We start from the raw sequence: 19,010 nt of genomic DNA, 5'->3' as shown, positions 1-19,010 counted from the left end.
TTAACAACATATTTACTTATTTATTCCATGTATACAGAACTATAACTGTTATAGAAATTTATCTTTTTTTTGTATCTATCCCTCATTCAAAGAACCATGAATAATCACCTACAACCATTAGGTATTTCGAGTAAATCTTATGAGTGATCAAGAACCGAAAAAACAGCAAAAATATGCTGACAGTGAAATTTCTGATAAAGCCTTCAAACGTGCCATTATTTGGTTCGGGATCTACGCGCTATTGTTTTGTATTGGTGTAGCCTTTGTAGTTGGTGCAGATAACTCATATCTACCGTAAGACTTAGAAATTCAATTATTAAAAAAGCAGTTAATTTATAACTGCTTTTTTAACTTACTACACAGTTTTATAAGCTCTTAATATGCTGAATACGTGTTTGCATATATTCACCATAGACAGATAATTTCTCAAAAATATGCTCGGAATAAAACATATCTTCAATAAGTGTCTGAGCTTGTTTGAATTGATATAAACCTAATAACTCTAATAACTTAGCATTAATAAAAGAATACTTTTGGCATAACTCTGCATGCTCGTTATCTTTATTCTTAAATAACAGTTTCAACATATTGATTTTATTTAAATCAAAATTAATAGCTTCAATTTCTGGATGCAGTACTTGTATTTGTACATTTAAAGCGTGTTCTAATTGTTTGATATTATCTTGGTTAATACTTAAACGACTTATACAAATCACTTTAGATACTTTTGAGTTAGATAAGCTATTGATTAAATTATAGTAAAAATAATCAACTTCATTAAACTCAGTAGGATCAAGTTGAATATACAATCCCAAACTGTCCAATAAGTCATCAATTTTAATATTTTCAATCAATGTTTCAGCATTATAATAGCGACCCAAAATTGCAGTATTTTCAATCGTTTTTGGCGTATTATACATCACTTTTTGGTTTAAATTGGCCAATATCACAGGTGCAAATAAATAGGCCATATTTTCAGCTTTTACTTGCAAATTTTCCTGATTAATTGCGATATAACCCACCTGCTCGACTTGCCTCAAAACCCTTGTTCTCAATAAAGTCGCTTCAATGTGACTATTTTCTTGTTTTAAACGCTTCATTACAGCATCTGAAATGGGTTGATCCACCAGTAATTGGTTTAATACGGTTAATTCACTGGCTACAAACATTTAAAGCTCCATTTCAAGACAAAACACTAATGAATTATGGCGTTGTCGCTAGATAAAACTAGATACAGAAATCGAATTAAAAGCTATAACAGCGACTAAAATTGAAGATGAATACACAGATAATTTGCTATTTTTAATAGTTATGGCATCAACTGTTATATAAATTTTATTTCTATTGAATTTTTCTTGATATATTTATAACAAACATATGAAGCACATACAGCCATGTATAAATCTGAACAACTTGCAAAGCAAATACGCCATTTAATTGAAAATGGAACGTTAAAAGCGCACGAAAAATTACCATCGCTTCGTGAACAAGTACAGATTTCAGGTTTTAGCTTAATTACAGTAATGAATGCGTATCAAGAGTTAGAGTCACGTGGCTTAATCTATGCACGGGAAAAATCCGGATATTATGTATCAAATACTATTGTTGATGTTGAATTAGCACGTCCTTTAATTGTTTCACTTAATTCTAAAGTAGAAATTAACTCGCTGGTCTTTCAATATTTAAAGTCAATCCAAGGCGAACATATTGTTCCTTTAGGCTCTGCATTTCCCTCACAGGATTTGGTATTTTCTAAAAAACTCACGCAAATTATGGGGCAAATCGCCCGTAACAAAAAAAGCTATGATGCGATAGATAATTTACCACCAGGTAATTTATTTTTAAGAAAGCTAATCGCGCAGCGCTACTGCATGCAAGGTATTCCAACTGATGCAGATGACATTGTCATTACATCAGGATGCATGGATGCACTCAATCTTTCATTACAAGCGATAGCCTGTCCTGGTGATTATATTGTGCTGCAACAGAATATTTTTTATGGTGCATTACAGGCTGCAGAACGTTTAGGGCTCAAAGTCGTTACAATTCCTGAGCATCCACAGCATGGTTTTGACTTGGAAGCTTTTGAACACATCTTGAAAACCTATCCTGTAAAAGTCTGTTGGTTAATGCTAAATGCGCATAATCCGATTGGCTTTACTGTCAATGAAGAAATTAAACTGAAAATTGCGGAGTTATTACATCAATATCAAGTCCACTTGATTGAAGATGATGTCTATGAAGAAATGTACTTCGGTCAACAAAAACCATTACCAATGAAATACTATGATCAAAATAATTTGGTACTGCACTGCTCTTCTTTTTCTAAAACTTTAGGAGCAGCTTTTCGCGTTGGTTGGGTTTATGCCGGTAAGTATTCTCAGCATATTCAACATTTACAACTCATGAGTACGATTTCAGTCAATGCTTTACTGCAAAATGCCTTGGTTGATTTCATTTCGAATTATCATTATGAAAAACATTTGCGCATTTTGCGTAAGAGCCTACAACAAAATAAATTACAGTTTTATCGCTATATTGAAAGTCATTTACCCAAAGGCTGTAAATTACACTATTATCCCGGTGGTTATTTTCTTTGGTTAAAACTGCCTGAATCTGTCAGTAGCATGCAAGTCTATGAGCAACTTATTCAACAAAATATTGGCATTTCTCCAGGCCAATTGTTTAATGTATCAGAGCAAAAGAGCCAATGCTTACGCTTGAATTGTTCATTTGAATGGAATGAACAGTTCCAACAAGCTGTAGATACCCTGCTTCATAGCATAGGTACCTTTGAAGCTACGTAATTTTTGCAAGCTACTTCCTTTGATTTAATTGACAATTTACATTGTCATGATTAAGATCAGATCAATATTGTTTGGCACTATAACAGCCTTATATAAGGATATTTACTGCTACACTCATTTCACATTTATATTATAAAACAAAAAAATAGGTTGAATTTTCATGGAAGATAACTCAAATAAGCGTATACATGCCTTTCGCAATGATGTGCTGTCTGACCTAGATGCCGTAGCAATCGCACAACTTATTCAAACAAAACAAGCTTCCGTCCAAGAAATAACAGAAGCAGCCATTCAACGTGCACAATTTGTTAATCCGAGCTTAAATGCCATTGAGTTAGATTGTTTTGAACAGGCTTTAAATAATAAGACTTATATTGAGCATGGAACATTTGCAGGCGTTCCATTTTTCTTTAAAGATAATCTAGATTATCAGGGACTGCCATCGAATCATGGTTCTGTAGCTGTACACGCACGTGCAGCAGCGAATAACCCAAAAATTAGTCAACAATTACTAGATCAAGGTTTTGTGGTACTGGGTAAATCCAAACTACCAGAGTTTGGACTTAATGCCAGTACGGAATATAAGGATGGCACGGCGACTTATAATCCTTGGCATACAGATTATTCCTGTGGTGCATCATCTGGCGGTTCTGCAGCTCTCGTTGCTGCGGGTGTCGTTCCGATTGCTCATGCCAATGACGGTGGTGGATCGATTCGTATTCCTGCGGCATGTTGTGGGCTAATTGGTCTAAAACCGAGTCGCGGTCGTACTTATGACAGTGACGCAGCTCGATCTTTACCAATCAATATCATTAGTGAAGGTGTGGTCACCCGAAGTGTGCGTGACACAGCCCATTTTTATGCAGGTATGGAATCAAGTTATTATAATAAAGTACTTCCGCGCATCGGCTTAATTCATGGGCCATCCAAGCGTCGTCTGCGTATAGGCTTAGTCCCTCAATCCATTACAGGTGTTATTGATACTGAAACTACGCAAACCCTAAAGAATACCGGTGAATTACTACAAAATTTGGGTCACCATGTGGAAGAGTTAGCCCTACCTATCTCAGTAAGCTTTGTGAACGACTTTAGTGAGTATTGGGGCTTCCTTTCGTTTATGCTGACAACCTTTGGTAAGAAAGTCTTTGGCCCCGAGTTTAATCGGAAAGAATTAGATAACTTAACGCTCGGTCTTTCTAACTTATATAAGAAGAATTTTTATAAAACCCCGCTATTTATCTATCGTTTAAAGAAAATGCAGCAGCAATACCGAGATCTTTTTCAGCATTATGATGTGCTGTTATCTCCTGTTCTTGCCCATACCACACCAAAGATTGGCTATTTGTCGCCACAACTGCCATTTGATCAGTTATTTGAACGTATACAGAACTACGTGACTTTTACCCCGATTCAAAACGTAGTTGGTGCACCGGGCATGTCAATCCCGATGGGACAAACAGCAATTGATGGCTTGCCGATTAGTATGCAAATTTCTGCAAATATTGGTGATGAAAAAACGTTGATTGAATTGGCTTATGAAATAGAAGAAGCGAAACCTTGGCGACGCATTCAGGATGTAAGTTAATAATCTTTTATCTTTATTCGGATATTTTATTTAACAAGTTTCATTGAATAATTTATTGAATTGAAGCGACTTGGGCATCACAGTTAAAGATTTAAAGCACTTGAAAAAGTCATTTATAAGCTAAAGGGAGAATCTAGTTCTCCCTTTAGCTTATAGTGATGGTATAGAAAAAAATTCAATCACCAACATCAATGAAAATTATAAGTTAGCCCCGCATATACGCCAAAACCATCTCCCGGTGTCATACGAGCAGGATCATTTCCATTATCGTTATATCCCGGTGTAATGGTCGATGCATACTTTTTGTCGCTGATATTTCTAAAATCCAACCAGGCCAAATATGACTTTTCAGGTTGTGTATAACCGAGTGTTGCGCCCCACGTTTGCCAACTGTCTACATAAAAACTATTAGCATAATCTGTCGGTGCTTTAGAGGCATATATGGTATTTAGCCCTGCATAGAAACCTAAGGGATGTTGATAACGCAGTTCTGCTTGGTAAATATGCTTTGGAATACCAGCTAATTCATTATTATGAAACACTGCATCATTTTTATAGTGAAAATCGTTATAGGTATACGACTGCTTCAGATTAAGCTTGCCCAATGCGTCGTTTTGCCATAATGGACTGTCTAAGCCAATTTCTACACCTTGATGAACCGTATCGGATGCATTGCTTTCAGCAATAATCTGTTTTGGATCTGTAGCAATTTCCACCGCTAAAAGTTCATTTTTAACTTTTGCATAGTAATAAGCCACATTCCATGCGCCAACTAAGCTTTGCCCCCGTCCTCCCAGCTCAATTGTATTAGCTGTTTGCGTATTTAAATGAGTCGGTGCGCTTTGTCGTCCCGTTGCTGGTCCTTGATCTACAAAATAATGATCCGATCCCCAAATTAACGACCAAGGATGCGGCGCTTCTAAACTACGACTGATATTTGCAAACAATTGCGTGTCTAGCGTGTATTGATAACGCACACCAAGTGACGGTAAAAGATTCCACTCGCGATTATTTTCTTTTTCACTTTGAACCGGCCAAGTGACTTCACTTTCACGATGGGTATAGGCCAAGGCTAAGCGGCTATCTAACCAAAGTTGTGAGTTGAGTGCCAAGGCATTACTAGCATGTAGTACATAATCCCCGCCTTGATAGGTGTAATGGCGTGTTTCTGTTCCCGCAGGATAATTTCCAATATTTACGCGCTGACGTTCGATGACTGTGCCTGCTGGTAAATGAGTGGTCGTCCGAAAGCCAATCGTGTTTTGGCTCTCCTTTGCCCAGAATTCACGCTGAAACTTATAATTGATTAAAGTACTGACATCATCATAATCGACATCAGTATTGTAATAGCCTTCCTGTAAATCCATTGGATAATGGTGATAGGCCAAAGCCAATTGCAACAGATCGCCATTTTCCAAGTTTACATTGGTTTTATTTGCCAGCCATAAACTTCCCGGCTGCGGACGATGGTTATTTAAATCAATATTACTGGCCACTGCTTGAGTTGGATCTTCTTGAATTTGCTTTTGAGTAAGACGTCCCGGTGTTTGATGATCGGTTTCTCGATAACGCAGATAAAATCGGGTATCAACATTGTCATACACTTGATAACCGACATTGGTTGCAATGCCCTTACTCTGACTTGAAGAATGATCTTGATAACCGTTATTTTCACCATAGGTTAGAGAAATAAAATAATCCAAATCTCCAATCTGCTGACCTGAGCTTATGGCACTTTTTTGATAACCACGACTGCCCATTTCATGATGCAGTTGCAGTTTTGCCGCGTCTTTACCGATAGGCGTTGCATAATTAATCGTGCCACCCAGACTTAAACCCCCACGCTCTAAACCATTGGCACCACGTAATACCTCAACATGGTCAACCCAAAGTGGTTCGAGCAATTCATACGGCGTACCACCAGGCCCGGTAAATGGAATATCGTCTAAAGTCACATACAGTCCCGAAGCATGGGCGCCCGGTGCACGGTTAATGCCAGAGCCACGAATAGACAACTTGACCCCTTCATTGCCTGAAGATGCTGCATATATCCCCGGTTGATTTTCAAACAAATCTGCATTATTGCTTTTAATGACACTTTGTAGTGATTCTTTGGCAATATAATTGGTTGCCCCACTCAATTTTTCTAATTCTTTTTTCTTTTGAGCCGATGTAGAGATTTTAGCCACATGCACAGTGATCTCTGGCAAGACATTTTCAGATAATCCCGCAGTCGCTGCATCACTTTTTTGATGTGCCAAGGCTGACAGTATCATTAAGCTTAAAACGGAAAGCGGCATTTTATGATTATGAGAAAATTGAGGTACATCCATGATTATGTCTGCTAAGTGAAACTGTATTAACGGCAAGGATTGTAGTGTGTTTTCTCAGCATGTATGTATCAAAATATTTCAAAATTTATAATTTTTACTGATAGCCTATTTTAAATATGTTTATCTAGGCTATTTGTTAAATGAAATAAATCGTATAGCTATAATTTTTGGTCAAAAATATTTTTCTGATTAGTATCAAAATCGTTAAATAAAAAATTCAGCATGCTATAGCTCCTGTTACCGTATCATTGAACCAACTGATAAATGAATAAAAATAAAGATGATCGGCATTAAAAAAGCCAAACCTGATGATGGCTTGGCTTTTTTTTTAAATAAACCAATATCTAGCTAATACAGATTTAAAAGCGTACTGACAAATACTACATACTTAGAAGTTATACATCATGACTGCGTTAACACGGTTATCTTCACCCTTTGTGCTGCCATTCGGTGCGGCGCCAAAAGCTTCACGCTCGCCATATACGTATTCTAAACCTATACTGATTGGCTTCACTGGGCTGTAGAATACATTTGCCCATGCTTGCCACAAGTTCTTATTGGCTTTGGTTTTATCGGCTAATGCGTTGATATAGTCAGCATTATTATCCGCTTTCATATAGCCATAGCCTAAAGTGCCACGCCATTGCGCCGAAAGCTGTTGTGTTAAGCCTATGGTAATGGAATCAAACTCATTGGTGGCAATAATGTCTTTATCCGCATTGGTAACAAAACCTTGGTTGGTCCAAGAAACAAAACTGCTGTCGCCTTTCACATGGTAATAATCGGTTTTTAAAACTGTCTTATCAGTTAAATTTAACTTAGCACCAAGCCCAACACCCCATGCAGTCTCTGTATCCGCATCAGTTTTCTTTTCTGCGCCCATTGCACGTGCGCTAAAACTCAAAGTATCGTTAAACTTATGATTCAAACGTGCTGTTAGTGCAGGCAAGCGCATATTAGAACTGTCATCTTTCGAATCCTCCGCAGCCAAGACCACATTCGTTTCAGTTGACAGATTATGGGTATAACGCAATTGCGGTGTACGCTTGACCGCTCCGCCCACATACCCTAAAGCATCAATAGTTTCAGGCATATAATCTGGCACAGCAAAATTAGACCATGTTTGTCCAACGAGCCAATCTCCATAGGTTAAATATGCATGACGAATACGTAAGCCATCATTCACACCTAAAAAATCGACTTCCAGCTTGCCACCGACATCACCCATTTGAGTTGGCGTTTTAAAATCTAAACCTAAACGGGTCGCGGCTAAAGTTGCTTTTAGGCGGTCAGAACTTTCTGCATTGCCTTGTAGAGGTACTGAATTTATTTGGTTATATAACCGTGACAAACTTCCTCCCTCAGCTTGATAAGAGGCATCTGCACGGACATTACCATATAAGCTAAATTCTGCACCTGATTTAGTCTTTAAACCCTGACTCGATGTTTGAGTTATTGTTTGAATAGCTGCAGCTTGTTGAACAGGCTTAAGGGTAGTCTGTTTAATTTCTACTAACTGATTAGATACATGATTTTGCTGTTCAACATACTGTTGCATCATAGCTTTTAAATTCTTAACTTCTTCACGTAGCTGTTCAACTTCAGCTTCACTAACCGCAGCATGTGTCCATACCGGCGCTAATACTACACAAGCTAATATTAATGGTTTGATCATAAAAGTTTTACGCGTCAATTGTGCAATTTGAGTATTCATCCTGACCTCTATCGGGCTTTGCCCTTTCCATTTTTTTGATACACGTTTCTCTATGGCCCTTATATCCTTGATAAGGGCCGAGAAAGTTTTAATTTTGTTGATAGTATTATTGTCGACTTACAACAAACTCATTTAATTTGAATCATTCAGTTAAATTAGTTCGCAGTATTTTTGATAGTTTGAGCTTTGATGTTCAGTATCTTAGTCTGTGATGAACCTTCCACAGATGCTTGTAAGTTCACCAAAAAAATTGCCAATGCTGCAATAACACCTGGAACTGCAATTACGAGGAAATTCATTTGATGTGGCAAATTCATAGTGAGCAATGCACCTGTAAGTACTGGGCCAACAATTGCGCCAATACGACCTACACCTGATGCCCAACCCATACCTGTAGAGCGTACAGTGGTTGGATAATATTGTGCGACAAAGGTATACAGTAGAATTTGTGAACCAATAGTTGCTGCACCCGCAACGGCAATTAAGCTGTACAACACGATTTGTGGACTATTAAAGCCAAGGAGAATCAACGCTAAAGCACCACACATAAACATAATGCTCAGCACTTTCTTAATATGGAAACGATCTGCCAAGGCACCACCACCAATCGCACCGATCATGCCACCAATATTGAGTGCAAAAAGAAAAATCATACTTGCGCCAAGCGAATAGCCCGCTTGAATCATAAGTTTAGGCAGCCAGCTTCCTAGTGCATAGACCATTAATAAGCACATGAAAAAGGCAATCCAGAACATAAATGTACTGAAACTACGACCTTGTTGAAATAGTGCTTTTAATGGTGCTTTATCGTCTTCCGCAACTTCATTTAAAACAAATTCAGTGTCGCTCGTTAGCACTTGCTCAGGTGCAATTTTTGAAACGATATTACGCGTATTTTCAGTTTGCTGTTTAGATGTTAAATACATCAATGATTCAGGTAAGAACTTCCAAATTAATGGCAGTGCTAAGCATGGAATAATGGCGATATAGAACATGATCTTCCAGCCATATACTGGAACTAACCATGCACCTAATAATGCAGATGCCATACCACCAATGGCATAACCACTAAACATCAAAGCAACCAATGTACTGCGAATCCGTTTCGGTGCGTATTCAGTCATCAATGCCACGACATTGGGCATAACCCCACCAATACCCAAACCTGCAAGGAAACGTAAAATACCAAATTCAACAGGTGTATTGGCAAATGCACCACAGAAGGTAAAACCACTGAAGATTCCGACGCAAATCATAATGGTTTTTTTACGACCTATTTTGTCAGACAAAGTACCAAAACACATGGCACCAAACATCATGCCAAATAACGCAGTGCTGGCAAGCAGACCAGCTTGCACTGCCGTTAGCGCCCATTCCTGCATCAATAATGGTAGTGCTACACCATAGATTACCAAATCATAGCCATCAAAAATGATGATCATTAAACACCAAATTAAGACACCCCAATGAAATGGCGTAAATTTGGCTTCATCCACCAAGGTATTAATATTAATTTTCTGGTTTTGCATCGCCCACCTCCAAATTGTGAAGCTTGTAAAATTCGCTTTTCACAATGAATAAGTCGGTGCTTAATGTCCAAAACCGATTAGGCATGTTTGTATACCTAAAAAGTTGTCGCTGAAATACGCTTTTGATTTGATGTCATTTATTTGTCAAATTACGGCACTATTTTATTCTCTATTTGTGTCTGTATTACAGATAAACGGTAAAATACGCAGTTTAAAGTGTCTCATTCATAGACTGATTAATCTTTAGTTTAGGAATATAAAATTAGAACACTGATCGATCATAAGGAATTGCTTCTAAATCATATACTTGATAAACACTATCAAACAGTGCACGAATATCTTCACTTTCATCCATATTACGTACTGCCATGAAAATCGGGCTGATTGCAGACTCGTCTAGAATGGGGAGATAAGTCAGATGTGTAAGTCGAATACTTTGCGCACTCATTGGCGTGATGCAAATCCCTTCACTTGCAGCAACAAAGCCTAGGGCCAATTGTAATTCACGGACTTCACGAATTTTTTTCGGTTCTAAACCATATTCAGAAAAGATACCTCGCACTTGGGTAGAGAAATTTGGTTTGTTTACATTGGGGTATAAAAACAATTGTTGGTCTATTAAATCGGCTAAGTACACGCCTTCAGTCTTTTGCGCTAAAGGATGACTCGCATGCACAGCGGCAACTAAGCGTTCTTCCCGTAGTAGTACACGCTTTACGGCTGGATCTGAAATACGTAAACGGCCAAAACCCACATCAATACGCCCTTCTTTTAGCGCTTGAATTTGCTCCGTTGTCGCCATTTCCTCCATCTCTATTTTAAGATGCGGATGCTGCTGTTTGAACAAATAAACAATATTGGACAATAAGCCAAACAATAAAGAGCTCACAAAACCGATGGTCACGGTTCTTTCTGTCATGCCAATTCGCTTAGTCATCGACTTTATTTCTTCAGCATTAGACAAAAGTTTGAGAGCGTGTAGATAAAAAAATTGGCCTGCTTCCGTAGTCTTAAGCGGTCGACTGCCTCGCTCAAAAAGTTGTATACCAAGTTCTTGTTCTAAGTTTTGAATCTGTCTGCTCAGAGGTGGTTGAGCTATAAACAATTTTTCTGCTGCCTTGGTAAAACTTTGCTCTTCTACAACGGCAACGAAGTATCTTAAATGTCTCAGTTCCATGACTAAACATACCTTTAAAGTATAAAAAAATGCAAATTTGATCTTCGACCTGAAGATTTTATTCTTTTAAGGTATATCACAAGAGATACAGAACGCAAGTTTGCGAAGAGTGAACATGTACAAATCAATAGAAACAATATTGGTCGAAATCCCGACCATCCGCCCACACAAAATGGCTGTTGCAACCATGCAAACCCAAACTTTGGTTTTGGTTAAAGTGGTAAGCGAAGACGGTTTTATTGGCTGGGGCGAAGCCACCACAATTGGTGGTTTAGGTTATGCAGAAGAAAGTCCCGAAAGTGTCAAAACCAATATTGAAACTTATTTTGCACCCTTGTTAAAAAGCCTTAAAGGCTTAAATGTCGCACAAACCTTAAAAGCCATTCAAAAAAACATTAATGGTAACCGTTTTGCGAAATGTGCAATTCAAACTGCTTTATTGGATATACAGGCTCAGCGACTCAGTATTCCAGTAAGTGAATTATTAGGTGGCCGTTTACGTGATAGCGTCCCTGTTCTGTGGGTGCTGGCTTCAGGTGATACCGAAAAAGATATCGCAGAAGCACAAAAAATGATTGCAGCAAAACGTCACAACATCTTCAAACTGAAAATTGGCTCACGTGCTGTTGAAGCTGATGTTGAACATGTACTTGCAATTAAAAAGGCTTTGGGTGAAGACGTTTCAATTCGTGTCGATGTCAACCGTACATGGTCTGAATTAAATGCAATTAAAGGAATACAAGCGCTACAAGATGGTGGTGTGGATTTAATTGAACAGCCCTGCGCAATTGACAACATTGATGCTATGCAACGTTTAACCCGCAGATTTGATATTGCCATTATGGCTGATGAATCTCTTATAGGCCCGAGCAGCGCATATCAATTAGCAAAACGGAATGCAGCATCAGTATTTGCCGTCAAAGTTGCACAGTCTGGAGGCTTAATCGAAGGCTGTGAAGTCGGCAAAATTGCCAAGCTCGCAGGCATTGATCTTTATGGTGGCACCATGCTTGAAGGCCCAATAGGAACAATTGCATCAGCACATGCTTTCTCGACCTTTGACAGCTTGGCATATGGCACTGAATTGTTCGGCCCACTGTTATTAACTGAAGAAATTTTGAAAACACCTTTGCAATATCAAAACTTTGAACTCGCTGTTCCGAAAACAGTAGGACTTGGCATTGCACTAGATGAAGACAAGATCGACAACCTACGTCGTCAATAATCAAGGAGTTTCTTATGCTTTTCCAAGTCCGCATGGATGTCAACATTCCACTGGATATGCCAGTAGAAAAAGCCAACGAAATTAAAGCTGTAGAAAAAGCCTATTCTCAGGACTTACAGCATCAAGGCAAATGGCGACATATTTGGCGTATCACAGGTCAATATTCAAACATCAGTATTTTTGATGTCGAAAGCAATGAAGAACTGCACAATATTTTGCAAGGTCTTCCACTTTATCCATACATGAATATCGAAGTGATGGCACTTAACCGTCACCCATCTTCAATTCGTGAAGATGATCGTTAAGCAACAGTATTTAAGAAATAAGGCAGTTTAACCACTGCCTGTGCTGAAACGCACAGAGGGTAATACAAGGATCGTGGCAGCAAATTCATCTCATAGATTGGGTTGAATAGCCACCAAAACGAATAAGCATACTTAAGGAGAAATAGTATGAACCGTCAAGAAATTGATGCACTGGTTAAAAAAATGAATGTCGACACAGCGACAGGTCCAGTCAATGAACGTGTACAACAAGTGGTTGTGCGTTTATTAGGTGATTTATTCCAAGCCATTGAAGATTTGGATATCTCACAAACAGAATTATGGAAAGGTTTGGAATACTTTACCGATGCAGGTCAAGCCAATGAACTTGGTTTATTGGCGGCAGGTTTAGGTCTTGAACATTACCTCGATTTACGTGCTGATGAAGCAGATGCCAAGGCAGGCATTACTGGTGGTACACCACGTACGATTGAAGGCCCATTATATGTAGCAGGCGCACCTGAATCAGTAGGCTTTGCCCGTATGGATGATGGCTCTGAAACAGATAAAATCCCAACATTGTTTATTGAAGGGACTGTTACAGATACAAATGGCAACATCATTGAAGGTGCAAAAGTTGAAATCTGGCATGCGAACAGCTTAGGCAACTACTCATTCTTTGATAAGTCTCAATCAGACTTTAACTTACGCCGTACGATCTTATCTGATCAAGACGGTAAATATGTCGCTCAAACGACTATGCCTGTAGGTTATGGCTGCCCACCTGAAGGTACTACGCAATACGTGCTAGATCGTTTAGGTCGTCACGGTAACCGCCCTTCACACGTGCATTACTTTATCTCTGCACCTGGCTATCGCAAGCTCACCACACAATTCAACATCGAAGGCGATAAGTATCTTTGGGATGACTTTGCATTCGCTACACGTGATGGTCTTGTTGCAACGGCTGTTGATATCACTGATGAGGCTGAAATTGCACGTCGTGGTTTAAATCAACCATTCAAACACATCACTTTCAATGTAGAGCTTGTAAAAGAGCAAGCTGCTGCACCGAACACTGAAGTTGATCGTCGCCGCGCAAGCGCTTAATTGAAATAAGGATGCCGAGGTTTCTCAGTACAAATATGAAATTTCGGCGGATCTCCCCCTCATGGACAGTCGGAGAACAGACATGCCACGTATTCCAGTAATTAATACCAGCCATCTTGATCGAATTGATGAGCTTCTCGTTGATGATTTTGAATCAGGCGAATTTAAGCTTCATCGCTCTGTATTTACAGACCACGCCTTGTTTGACCTTGAAATGAAATACATCTTCGAAGGTAACTGGGTATATCTGGCACATGAGAGCCAAATTCCGAACAATAACGATTACTACACCACGCATATTGGTCGTCAACCGATCATTATTGCACGTAACCGTAATGGTGAATTAAATGCAATGATCAATGCATGTTCACATCGTGGTGCACAATTATGCCGTTATAAAAAAGGCAACAAAGCGACATACACATGTCCTTTCCATGGTTGGACTTTTAACAACTCTGGCAAATTATTGAAAGTAAAAGATCCAGCAGAAGCTGGATATTCAGATTGCTTTAATAAAGACGGCTCACATGACCTTAAAAAAGTCGCTCGTTTTGAAAGTTATAAAGGTTTCTTGTTTGGTAGCTTAAACCCAGATGTTCCAAGCCTTGAAGAATTTTTAGGTGAAACCACCAAGATTATTGACATGATTGTCGGCCAGTCTGACCAAGGACTGGAAGTTTTACGCGGTTCATCTACTTACACTTATGAAGGTAACTGGAAACTTACCGCTGAAAATGGTGCAGATGGTTATCACGTATCAGCAGTGCATTGGAACTATGCTGCAACCACGCAACACCGTAAAGAAGCACAAGCCGCAGATAATATTCGTGCCATGAGTGCTGGTTCTTGGGGTAAACAAGGCGGTGGTTCATACGGTTTTGACCATGGTCACATGCTACTTTGGACTCAATGGGCCAACCCAGAAGACCGTCCAAACTTTAGTAAAGCTGATGAATATACTCAAGCGTTTGGCGCACCAATGTCGAAATGGATGATCGAACGCTCTCGTAACCTTTGCCTATATCCAAATGTTTATTTGATGGACCAATTCGGTTCACAAATCCGTGTTTTACGTCCAATTTCAGTGAATAAAACTGAAGTAACGATTTATTGCATCGCACCTGTGGGTGAAGAGCCTGAAGCACGTGCACGTCGTATCCGTCAATATGAGGATTTCTTTAATGCTTCAGGTATGGCAACACCGGATGACTTAGAAGAATTCCGTGCATGCCAAGCAGGTTATGCAGGCATCGAGTTGGAATGGAACGATATGTGCCGTGGTTCAAAACATTGGATTCATGGACCTGATGATGCAGCGAATGAAATTGGCCTTAAACCATTATTGAGTGGCATCAAAACTGAAGATGAAGGTTTATACCTTGCACAGCATCAATATTGGTTAAAAACCATGAAGCATGCCATTGCTGAAGAAAAGGAATTGGCGGAACAGGTCGCGAATGAACAAGGAGATGTCGCATGAATGCAACGGCACAATTAGATACGGTCAGCATTGAAGCAGTATCTCAATTTCTTTATCGCGAAGCGCGTTTTCTAGATGATGAACAGTGGGATGAATGGTTGGAATGCTATGCCCCATCTGCATCATTTTGGATGCCAGCATGGGATGACGATGACCGTTTAACCGAAGACCCACAGTCTGAAATTTCACTAATTTATTACCCAGACCGTCAGGGTTTAGAAGATCGTGTATTCCGTATTAAGACTGAACGCTCTTCAGCAACCATGCCAGATACACGTACTAGCCATAACATTAGCAATGTCGAAATCATTGCGCTTGATGGTGACAAAGTTACAGTTCGTTTTAATTGGAACACGCTCAGTTTCCGTTACAAGACCAACTATAGCTACTTTGGTATGTCACGTTATGAAATTGATTTTTCAGGTGATGAGCCAAAAATTCTGAGTAAATACGTGGTCCTTAAAAACGATTATATCAATCAAGTCATTGATATTTATCACCTCTAAGATTTGGGCTTTGTCGCCCACCTGAACCTATACAGTACACCTTTCGGCCAGAAGGATATTTGGCTGAAAGGCTAAGTTTCAAAAGATTTAAAAAGGATATTCAGCCATGTCTAATCATAATGTAGCACTTCAGTTTGAAGATGGCGTAACGCGTTTTATCAATGTTGTTCAAGGTGAAACTTTATCTGACGCAGCTTACCGCCAAAAAATCAATATTCCGCTAGACTGCCGTGATGGTGCATGCGGGACGTGTCGTGCATTTTGTGAGTCTGGTACTTACGACATGCCTGAAGAATCCTATATTGAAGATGCACTCACCCCTGAGGAAGCAGAACAAGGTTATATTTTAGCATGCCAGTGTCGTCCAAGTTCTGATTCCGTTTTCCAAATCAGTGCAACTTCAGATGTATGCAAAACTGAAATTCATGAATTCCAAGGCACGCTTTCACGTGTTGAAAACCTTTCAGATTCAACTATTACTTTTGATATTCAATTGGATGAAGGTCAACCTGATATTAATTTCCTAGCAGGTCAATACGTTAATGTTGGTATTCCAGGGACTGAAGAAACGCGCTCTTATTCATTTAGCTCAAAACCCGGCAACCGCTTAACAGGCTTTGTGGTGCGTAATGTACCTGAAGGCAAAATGAGTACGTTCCTTAGTGCCAATGCGCAAGCTGGTGACAAAATGACCTTTAGAGGCCCTTTTGGCAGTTTCTATCTTCGTAATGTTGTGCGTCCAGTGGTGATGTTGGCTGGTGGTACAGGTATTGCGCCATTTATGTCAATGCTACAAGTCCTTGAAGAAAAAGGTGCAGATCATCCTGTACGTTTAGTATTTGGCGTAACCAATGACTTTGACATTGTGGCTAAAGAAAAATTAGATGAACTACAAAATAAACTGCCATGGTTTGAATACCGTACTGTGGTTGCTCACGCTGAATCATCACATGCGCGTAAAGGCTACGTGACTGGTCATGTTGAAAAAGACTGGCTGAACAATGGTGATGTCGATATTTACTTATGCGGCCCTGTACCAATGGTTGAAGCAGTGCGTGGTTGGTTAGATACCGAAGGTGTAAAACCTGCCAACTTCTTATTTGAAAAATTCTCTGCGAATTAATGGCTTTAAACAGTTTTTTAAATCATTTAGGGAGAAATTTTCATGCAAAATCAACAACGCTTTTTAAATAAAGTCGTCATTGTCACAGGTGCAGCACAAGGTATTGGTCGTGGCGTGGCGCTACAAGTCGCTGCCGAAGGTGCTCAGGCTGTGCTTGCCGATCGTTCAGACTACGTCAATGAAGTCTTAGCTGAAATTCAAGCTGCGGGTGGCAATGCTGTCACCATTCAAGCAGATCTTGAAACCTTTGCAGGCGCTCAAGCTGTTGTCGCAAAAGCATTGCAAAGTTATGGCCGTGTCGATGCACTCATTAATAACGTTGGTGGTGCGATTTGGATGAAACCTTTTCAGGAATTTACGGAAGAGGAAATCATCAAAGAAGTGAATCGTTCACTCTTTCCAACCATGTGGTGCTGCCGTGCTGTATTGCCTGAAATGATTAAAAATCAGCAAGGTACGATTGTTAATGTCTCTTCAATTGCGACACGCGGTATTAACCGAGTGCCATATTCTGCATCAAAAGGTGGTGTAAATGGTCTGACCACTGCCCTTGCCTTTGAACATGCAAAAGATGGTATCCGTGTTAATGCTGTTGCAACAGGCGGTACTGAAGCACCACCACGCAAAGTACCACGTAATGCAGCTCCATTGTCAGAGAATGAAAAAAATTGGATGCAGGAAGTTGTCGATCAAACAATCGATCGAACATTCCTTGGTCGCTACGGTACGATCCAAGAGCAAGTGAATGCAATTTTGTTCCTTGCTTCTGACGATTCATCGTATATGACTGGCACGGTTGTTCCCGTTGGTGGTGGTGATCAAGGCTAAGTCTAATCAGCATTTCTTAATCGAATTACCTATTTATTTTCACACGCAGGATCATTGAATGAGTCGCATGGAGGCATTACCAATGGCTACCCTGTTTAAAACTTTAAAAGAAGACTGGTCAATTTCAGCTACGGTCGCAGGATTTCTGGCCGTACTGATTTCCTATTCAGGCCCACTGATCATTTTCTTTCAGGCTGCACAAAAAGCACAAGTGTCTACAACCATGATGATTTCATGGATTTGGGGCATTTCCATTGGTGCCGCGGTTGCTGGGATTTATCTGTCCATTCGCTATAAAACCCCAGTTATTACGGCATGGTCTGCACCGGGTACAGCATTATTAGTCACATTGTTTCCACATATTTCCCTCAACGAAGCCGTTGCGGCCTATATCACCTCTGCTGTGGTAATTTTTTTAATTGGCATCACAGGATATTTCGACAAACTGTTGAAATGGATTCCTCAAGATGTTGCTGCGGGCATGATGGCTGGGATTTTATTTCAGTTTGGTTTAGGGCTTTTTACTGCCACTGATAGCATGCCAATGATTGTATTTGGAATGCTGTTCGTTTTTCTGATTGCTAAACGATTAACACCACGATATGCCATGATTTGGGTGCTACTTTCAGGTGTTTTACTCAGTTTGCTATTAGGCAAAATAAACCCAGTAAGTGTGAATTTTCAATTGGCCATCCCACAGTTTATTCGCCCTGAGTGGACTTGGAGTTCAACACTTAACTTAGCCATTCCCCTCATTTTAGTTAGCCTATCAGGACAGTTCTTGCCCGGCATGGCCATTATGAAATTAAGCGGATATGACACGCCAGCCAAACCGATTATTAGTGCGACCAGTATTGCCTCTTTAGCTGTGGCTTGTGTAGGGGGTATCACTATTGTTTTAGCTTCGATTACCGCTGCATTGTGCATGGGTAAAGATGCGCATGAGCTAAAAGAGAAACGTTATATCGCAGGTATTGCCAACGGTATTTTTTATATTTTAGGTGGATTATTCGCAGGCAGTATTGTCATGCTTTTTAGCCTGTTACCGAAAGAGTTGATTGCCGCTTTGGCTGGCTTAGCGCTATTAGGTGCAATTGCGACCAATATTTCAGTTGCGATGAAAAATGAAGCGAACCGTGACGCAGCCTTAATTACATTTTTAGCAACGGCTTCAGGAATGCATTTCTTAGGACTGAGTTCAGTATTTTGGGGCATTTGCATCGGCGTAATTGCACACTTGCTCCTAAATAAACCGAGACAAGATACAGGCACCCAACCATCTACTCAGCGCACCAATAGCTAAGAATTATCAATTTAGGATTTTAATAGG

At 39.7% G+C, this 19,010-nt stretch carries 16 protein-coding genes; 11 read left to right on the top strand and 5 right to left on the bottom strand.

Features of this window, described 5'->3' with window-relative positions; translation table 11 throughout:
• The first annotated feature begins 139 nt into the window (after positions 1 to 139).
• On the top strand, positions 140 to 298 hold the full coding sequence (locus tag A9J31_RS15725) for a hypothetical protein (RefSeq protein ID WP_167348724.1): 159 nt from the start codon (positions 140 to 142) through the stop codon (positions 296 to 298).
• 67 nt (positions 299 to 365) lie between these two features.
• On the opposite strand, the gene A9J31_RS13065 is transcribed toward A9J31_RS15725, so the two are convergent.
• Complete coding sequence (locus tag A9J31_RS13065) at positions 366 to 1,169, bottom strand: hypothetical protein (protein ID WP_067766736.1); 804 nt, start codon at positions 1,167 to 1,169, stop codon at positions 366 to 368.
• A gap of 225 nt (positions 1,170 to 1,394) precedes the next feature.
• Here A9J31_RS13065 and A9J31_RS13060 point away from each other — a divergent pair, with 225 nt between their 5' ends.
• Together A9J31_RS13060 and A9J31_RS13055 are read left to right on the top strand one after the other, a co-directional pair.
• A complete protein-coding gene (locus A9J31_RS13060; protein ID WP_067766733.1) occupies positions 1,395 to 2,807 on the top strand; it encodes an aminotransferase-like domain-containing protein in 1,413 nt (470 codons plus the stop codon).
• A 160-nt stretch (positions 2,808 to 2,967) separates the two neighbouring features.
• Positions 2,968 to 4,392 carry an amidase gene (locus A9J31_RS13055; protein WP_067766730.1) on the top strand — a complete coding sequence of 475 codons (1,425 nt, stop codon included), beginning with the start codon at positions 2,968 to 2,970 and terminating at the stop codon, positions 4,390 to 4,392.
• A 188-nt stretch (positions 4,393 to 4,580) separates the two neighbouring features.
• Here A9J31_RS13055 and A9J31_RS13050 read toward each other — a convergent pair whose 3' ends face one another.
• From A9J31_RS13050 to A9J31_RS13035, 4 genes are all read right to left on the bottom strand, one after another.
• On the bottom strand, positions 4,581 to 6,725 hold the full coding sequence (locus A9J31_RS13050; RefSeq protein ID WP_245668235.1) for a TonB-dependent receptor family protein: 2,145 nt from the start codon (positions 6,723 to 6,725) through the stop codon (positions 4,581 to 4,583).
• Between the two features lie 388 nt (positions 6,726 to 7,113).
• The gene (locus A9J31_RS13045; RefSeq protein WP_067766727.1) at positions 7,114 to 8,439 is read right to left on the bottom strand and encodes a DcaP family trimeric outer membrane transporter; all 1,326 of its coding nucleotides are present in this window, start codon (positions 8,437 to 8,439) and stop codon (positions 7,114 to 7,116) included.
• A gap of 155 nt (positions 8,440 to 8,594) precedes the next feature.
• Positions 8,595 to 9,968 (bottom strand): MFS transporter, encoded by a 1,374-nt coding sequence (locus A9J31_RS13040; protein ID WP_067766724.1) that lies wholly within the window; start codon positions 9,966 to 9,968, stop codon positions 8,595 to 8,597.
• Positions 9,969 to 10,230: 262 nt separating this feature from the next.
• Positions 10,231 to 11,145 carry a LysR family transcriptional regulator gene (locus A9J31_RS13035; RefSeq protein WP_067766721.1) on the bottom strand — a complete coding sequence of 305 codons (915 nt, stop codon included), beginning with the start codon at positions 11,143 to 11,145 and terminating at the stop codon, positions 10,231 to 10,233.
• A gap of 115 nt (positions 11,146 to 11,260) precedes the next feature.
• On the opposite strand from A9J31_RS13035, the gene A9J31_RS13030 reads away from it, so the two are divergent.
• The 8 genes from A9J31_RS13030 to benE all read left to right on the top strand — a co-directional run bounded on the left by A9J31_RS13030 (position 11,261) and on the right by benE (position 18,983).
• Positions 11,261 to 12,370: a muconate/chloromuconate family cycloisomerase gene (locus A9J31_RS13030; RefSeq protein WP_067766718.1), complete on the top strand. Its 1,110-nt coding sequence runs from the start codon at positions 11,261 to 11,263 to the stop codon at positions 12,368 to 12,370.
• Positions 12,371 to 12,384: 14 nt separating this feature from the next.
• Complete coding sequence (catC, locus tag A9J31_RS13025; protein ID WP_067766716.1) at positions 12,385 to 12,675, top strand: muconolactone Delta-isomerase; 291 nt, start codon at positions 12,385 to 12,387, stop codon at positions 12,673 to 12,675.
• Positions 12,676 to 12,822: 147 nt separating this feature from the next.
• On the top strand, positions 12,823 to 13,743 hold the full coding sequence (catA, locus tag A9J31_RS13020) for a catechol 1,2-dioxygenase (protein WP_067766713.1): 921 nt from the start codon (positions 12,823 to 12,825) through the stop codon (positions 13,741 to 13,743).
• 82 nt (positions 13,744 to 13,825) lie between these two features.
• Positions 13,826 to 15,223 (top strand): benzoate 1,2-dioxygenase large subunit, encoded by a 1,398-nt coding sequence (gene benA, locus A9J31_RS13015; protein WP_067766710.1) that lies wholly within the window; start codon positions 13,826 to 13,828, stop codon positions 15,221 to 15,223.
• The gene (gene benB, locus A9J31_RS13010; protein WP_067766707.1) at positions 15,220 to 15,729 is read left to right on the top strand and encodes a benzoate 1,2-dioxygenase small subunit; all 510 of its coding nucleotides are present in this window, start codon (positions 15,220 to 15,222) and stop codon (positions 15,727 to 15,729) included. The genes benA and benB overlap by 4 nt, the downstream gene beginning before the upstream one ends.
• Positions 15,730 to 15,835: 106 nt before the next feature.
• Entirely contained in the window at positions 15,836 to 16,852 is a 1,017-nt protein-coding gene (gene benC, locus A9J31_RS13005) for a benzoate 1,2-dioxygenase electron transfer component BenC (RefSeq protein ID WP_067766704.1), read from the top strand.
• 42 nt (positions 16,853 to 16,894) lie between these two features.
• A complete protein-coding gene (gene benD, locus A9J31_RS13000; protein ID WP_067766701.1) occupies positions 16,895 to 17,680 on the top strand; it encodes a benzoate diol dehydrogenase BenD in 786 nt (261 codons plus the stop codon).
• An 82-nt stretch (positions 17,681 to 17,762) separates the two neighbouring features.
• Complete coding sequence (benE, locus tag A9J31_RS12995; RefSeq protein ID WP_067767011.1) at positions 17,763 to 18,983, top strand: benzoate/H(+) symporter BenE; 1,221 nt, start codon at positions 17,763 to 17,765, stop codon at positions 18,981 to 18,983.
• Positions 18,984 to 19,010: the final 27 nt, after the last annotated feature.

This window comes from Acinetobacter gandensis, from assembly GCF_001678755.1.
Lineage (GTDB): Bacteria > Pseudomonadota > Gammaproteobacteria > Pseudomonadales > Moraxellaceae > Acinetobacter > Acinetobacter gandensis.
The sequence above is the reverse complement of the archived record's forward strand: the minus strand, read 5'-3'. Positions and strand labels throughout refer to the sequence as shown.

Coding starts and splice junctions, on each gene's coding strand:
- benA (WP_067766710.1), top strand. CDS start 13,826: ATGCCACGTATTCCAGTAATTAATACCAGCCATCTTGATCGAATTGAT.
- A9J31_RS13050 (WP_245668235.1), bottom strand. CDS start 6,725: ATGGATGTACCTCAATTTTCTCATAATCATAAAATGCCGCTTTCCGTT.
- catA (WP_067766713.1), top strand. CDS start 12,823: ATGAACCGTCAAGAAATTGATGCACTGGTTAAAAAAATGAATGTCGAC.
- A9J31_RS13040 (WP_067766724.1), bottom strand. CDS start 9,968: ATGCAAAACCAGAAAATTAATATTAATACCTTGGTGGATGAAGCCAAA.
- A9J31_RS13030 (WP_067766718.1), top strand. CDS start 11,261: ATGTACAAATCAATAGAAACAATATTGGTCGAAATCCCGACCATCCGC.
- A9J31_RS13035 (WP_067766721.1), bottom strand. CDS start 11,145: ATGGAACTGAGACATTTAAGATACTTCGTTGCCGTTGTAGAAGAGCAA.
- A9J31_RS13055 (WP_067766730.1), top strand. CDS start 2,968: ATGGAAGATAACTCAAATAAGCGTATACATGCCTTTCGCAATGATGTG.
- benE (WP_067767011.1), top strand. CDS start 17,763: ATGGCTACCCTGTTTAAAACTTTAAAAGAAGACTGGTCAATTTCAGCT.
- A9J31_RS13060 (WP_067766733.1), top strand. CDS start 1,395: ATGTATAAATCTGAACAACTTGCAAAGCAAATACGCCATTTAATTGAA.
- benC (WP_067766704.1), top strand. CDS start 15,836: ATGTCTAATCATAATGTAGCACTTCAGTTTGAAGATGGCGTAACGCGT.
- benD (WP_067766701.1), top strand. CDS start 16,895: ATGCAAAATCAACAACGCTTTTTAAATAAAGTCGTCATTGTCACAGGT.
- A9J31_RS15725 (WP_167348724.1), top strand. CDS start 140: ATGAGTGATCAAGAACCGAAAAAACAGCAAAAATATGCTGACAGTGAA.
- A9J31_RS13065 (WP_067766736.1), bottom strand. CDS start 1,169: ATGTTTGTAGCCAGTGAATTAACCGTATTAAACCAATTACTGGTGGAT.
- A9J31_RS13045 (WP_067766727.1), bottom strand. CDS start 8,439: ATGAATACTCAAATTGCACAATTGACGCGTAAAACTTTTATGATCAAA.
- catC (WP_067766716.1), top strand. CDS start 12,385: ATGCTTTTCCAAGTCCGCATGGATGTCAACATTCCACTGGATATGCCA.
- benB (WP_067766707.1), top strand. CDS start 15,220: ATGAATGCAACGGCACAATTAGATACGGTCAGCATTGAAGCAGTATCT.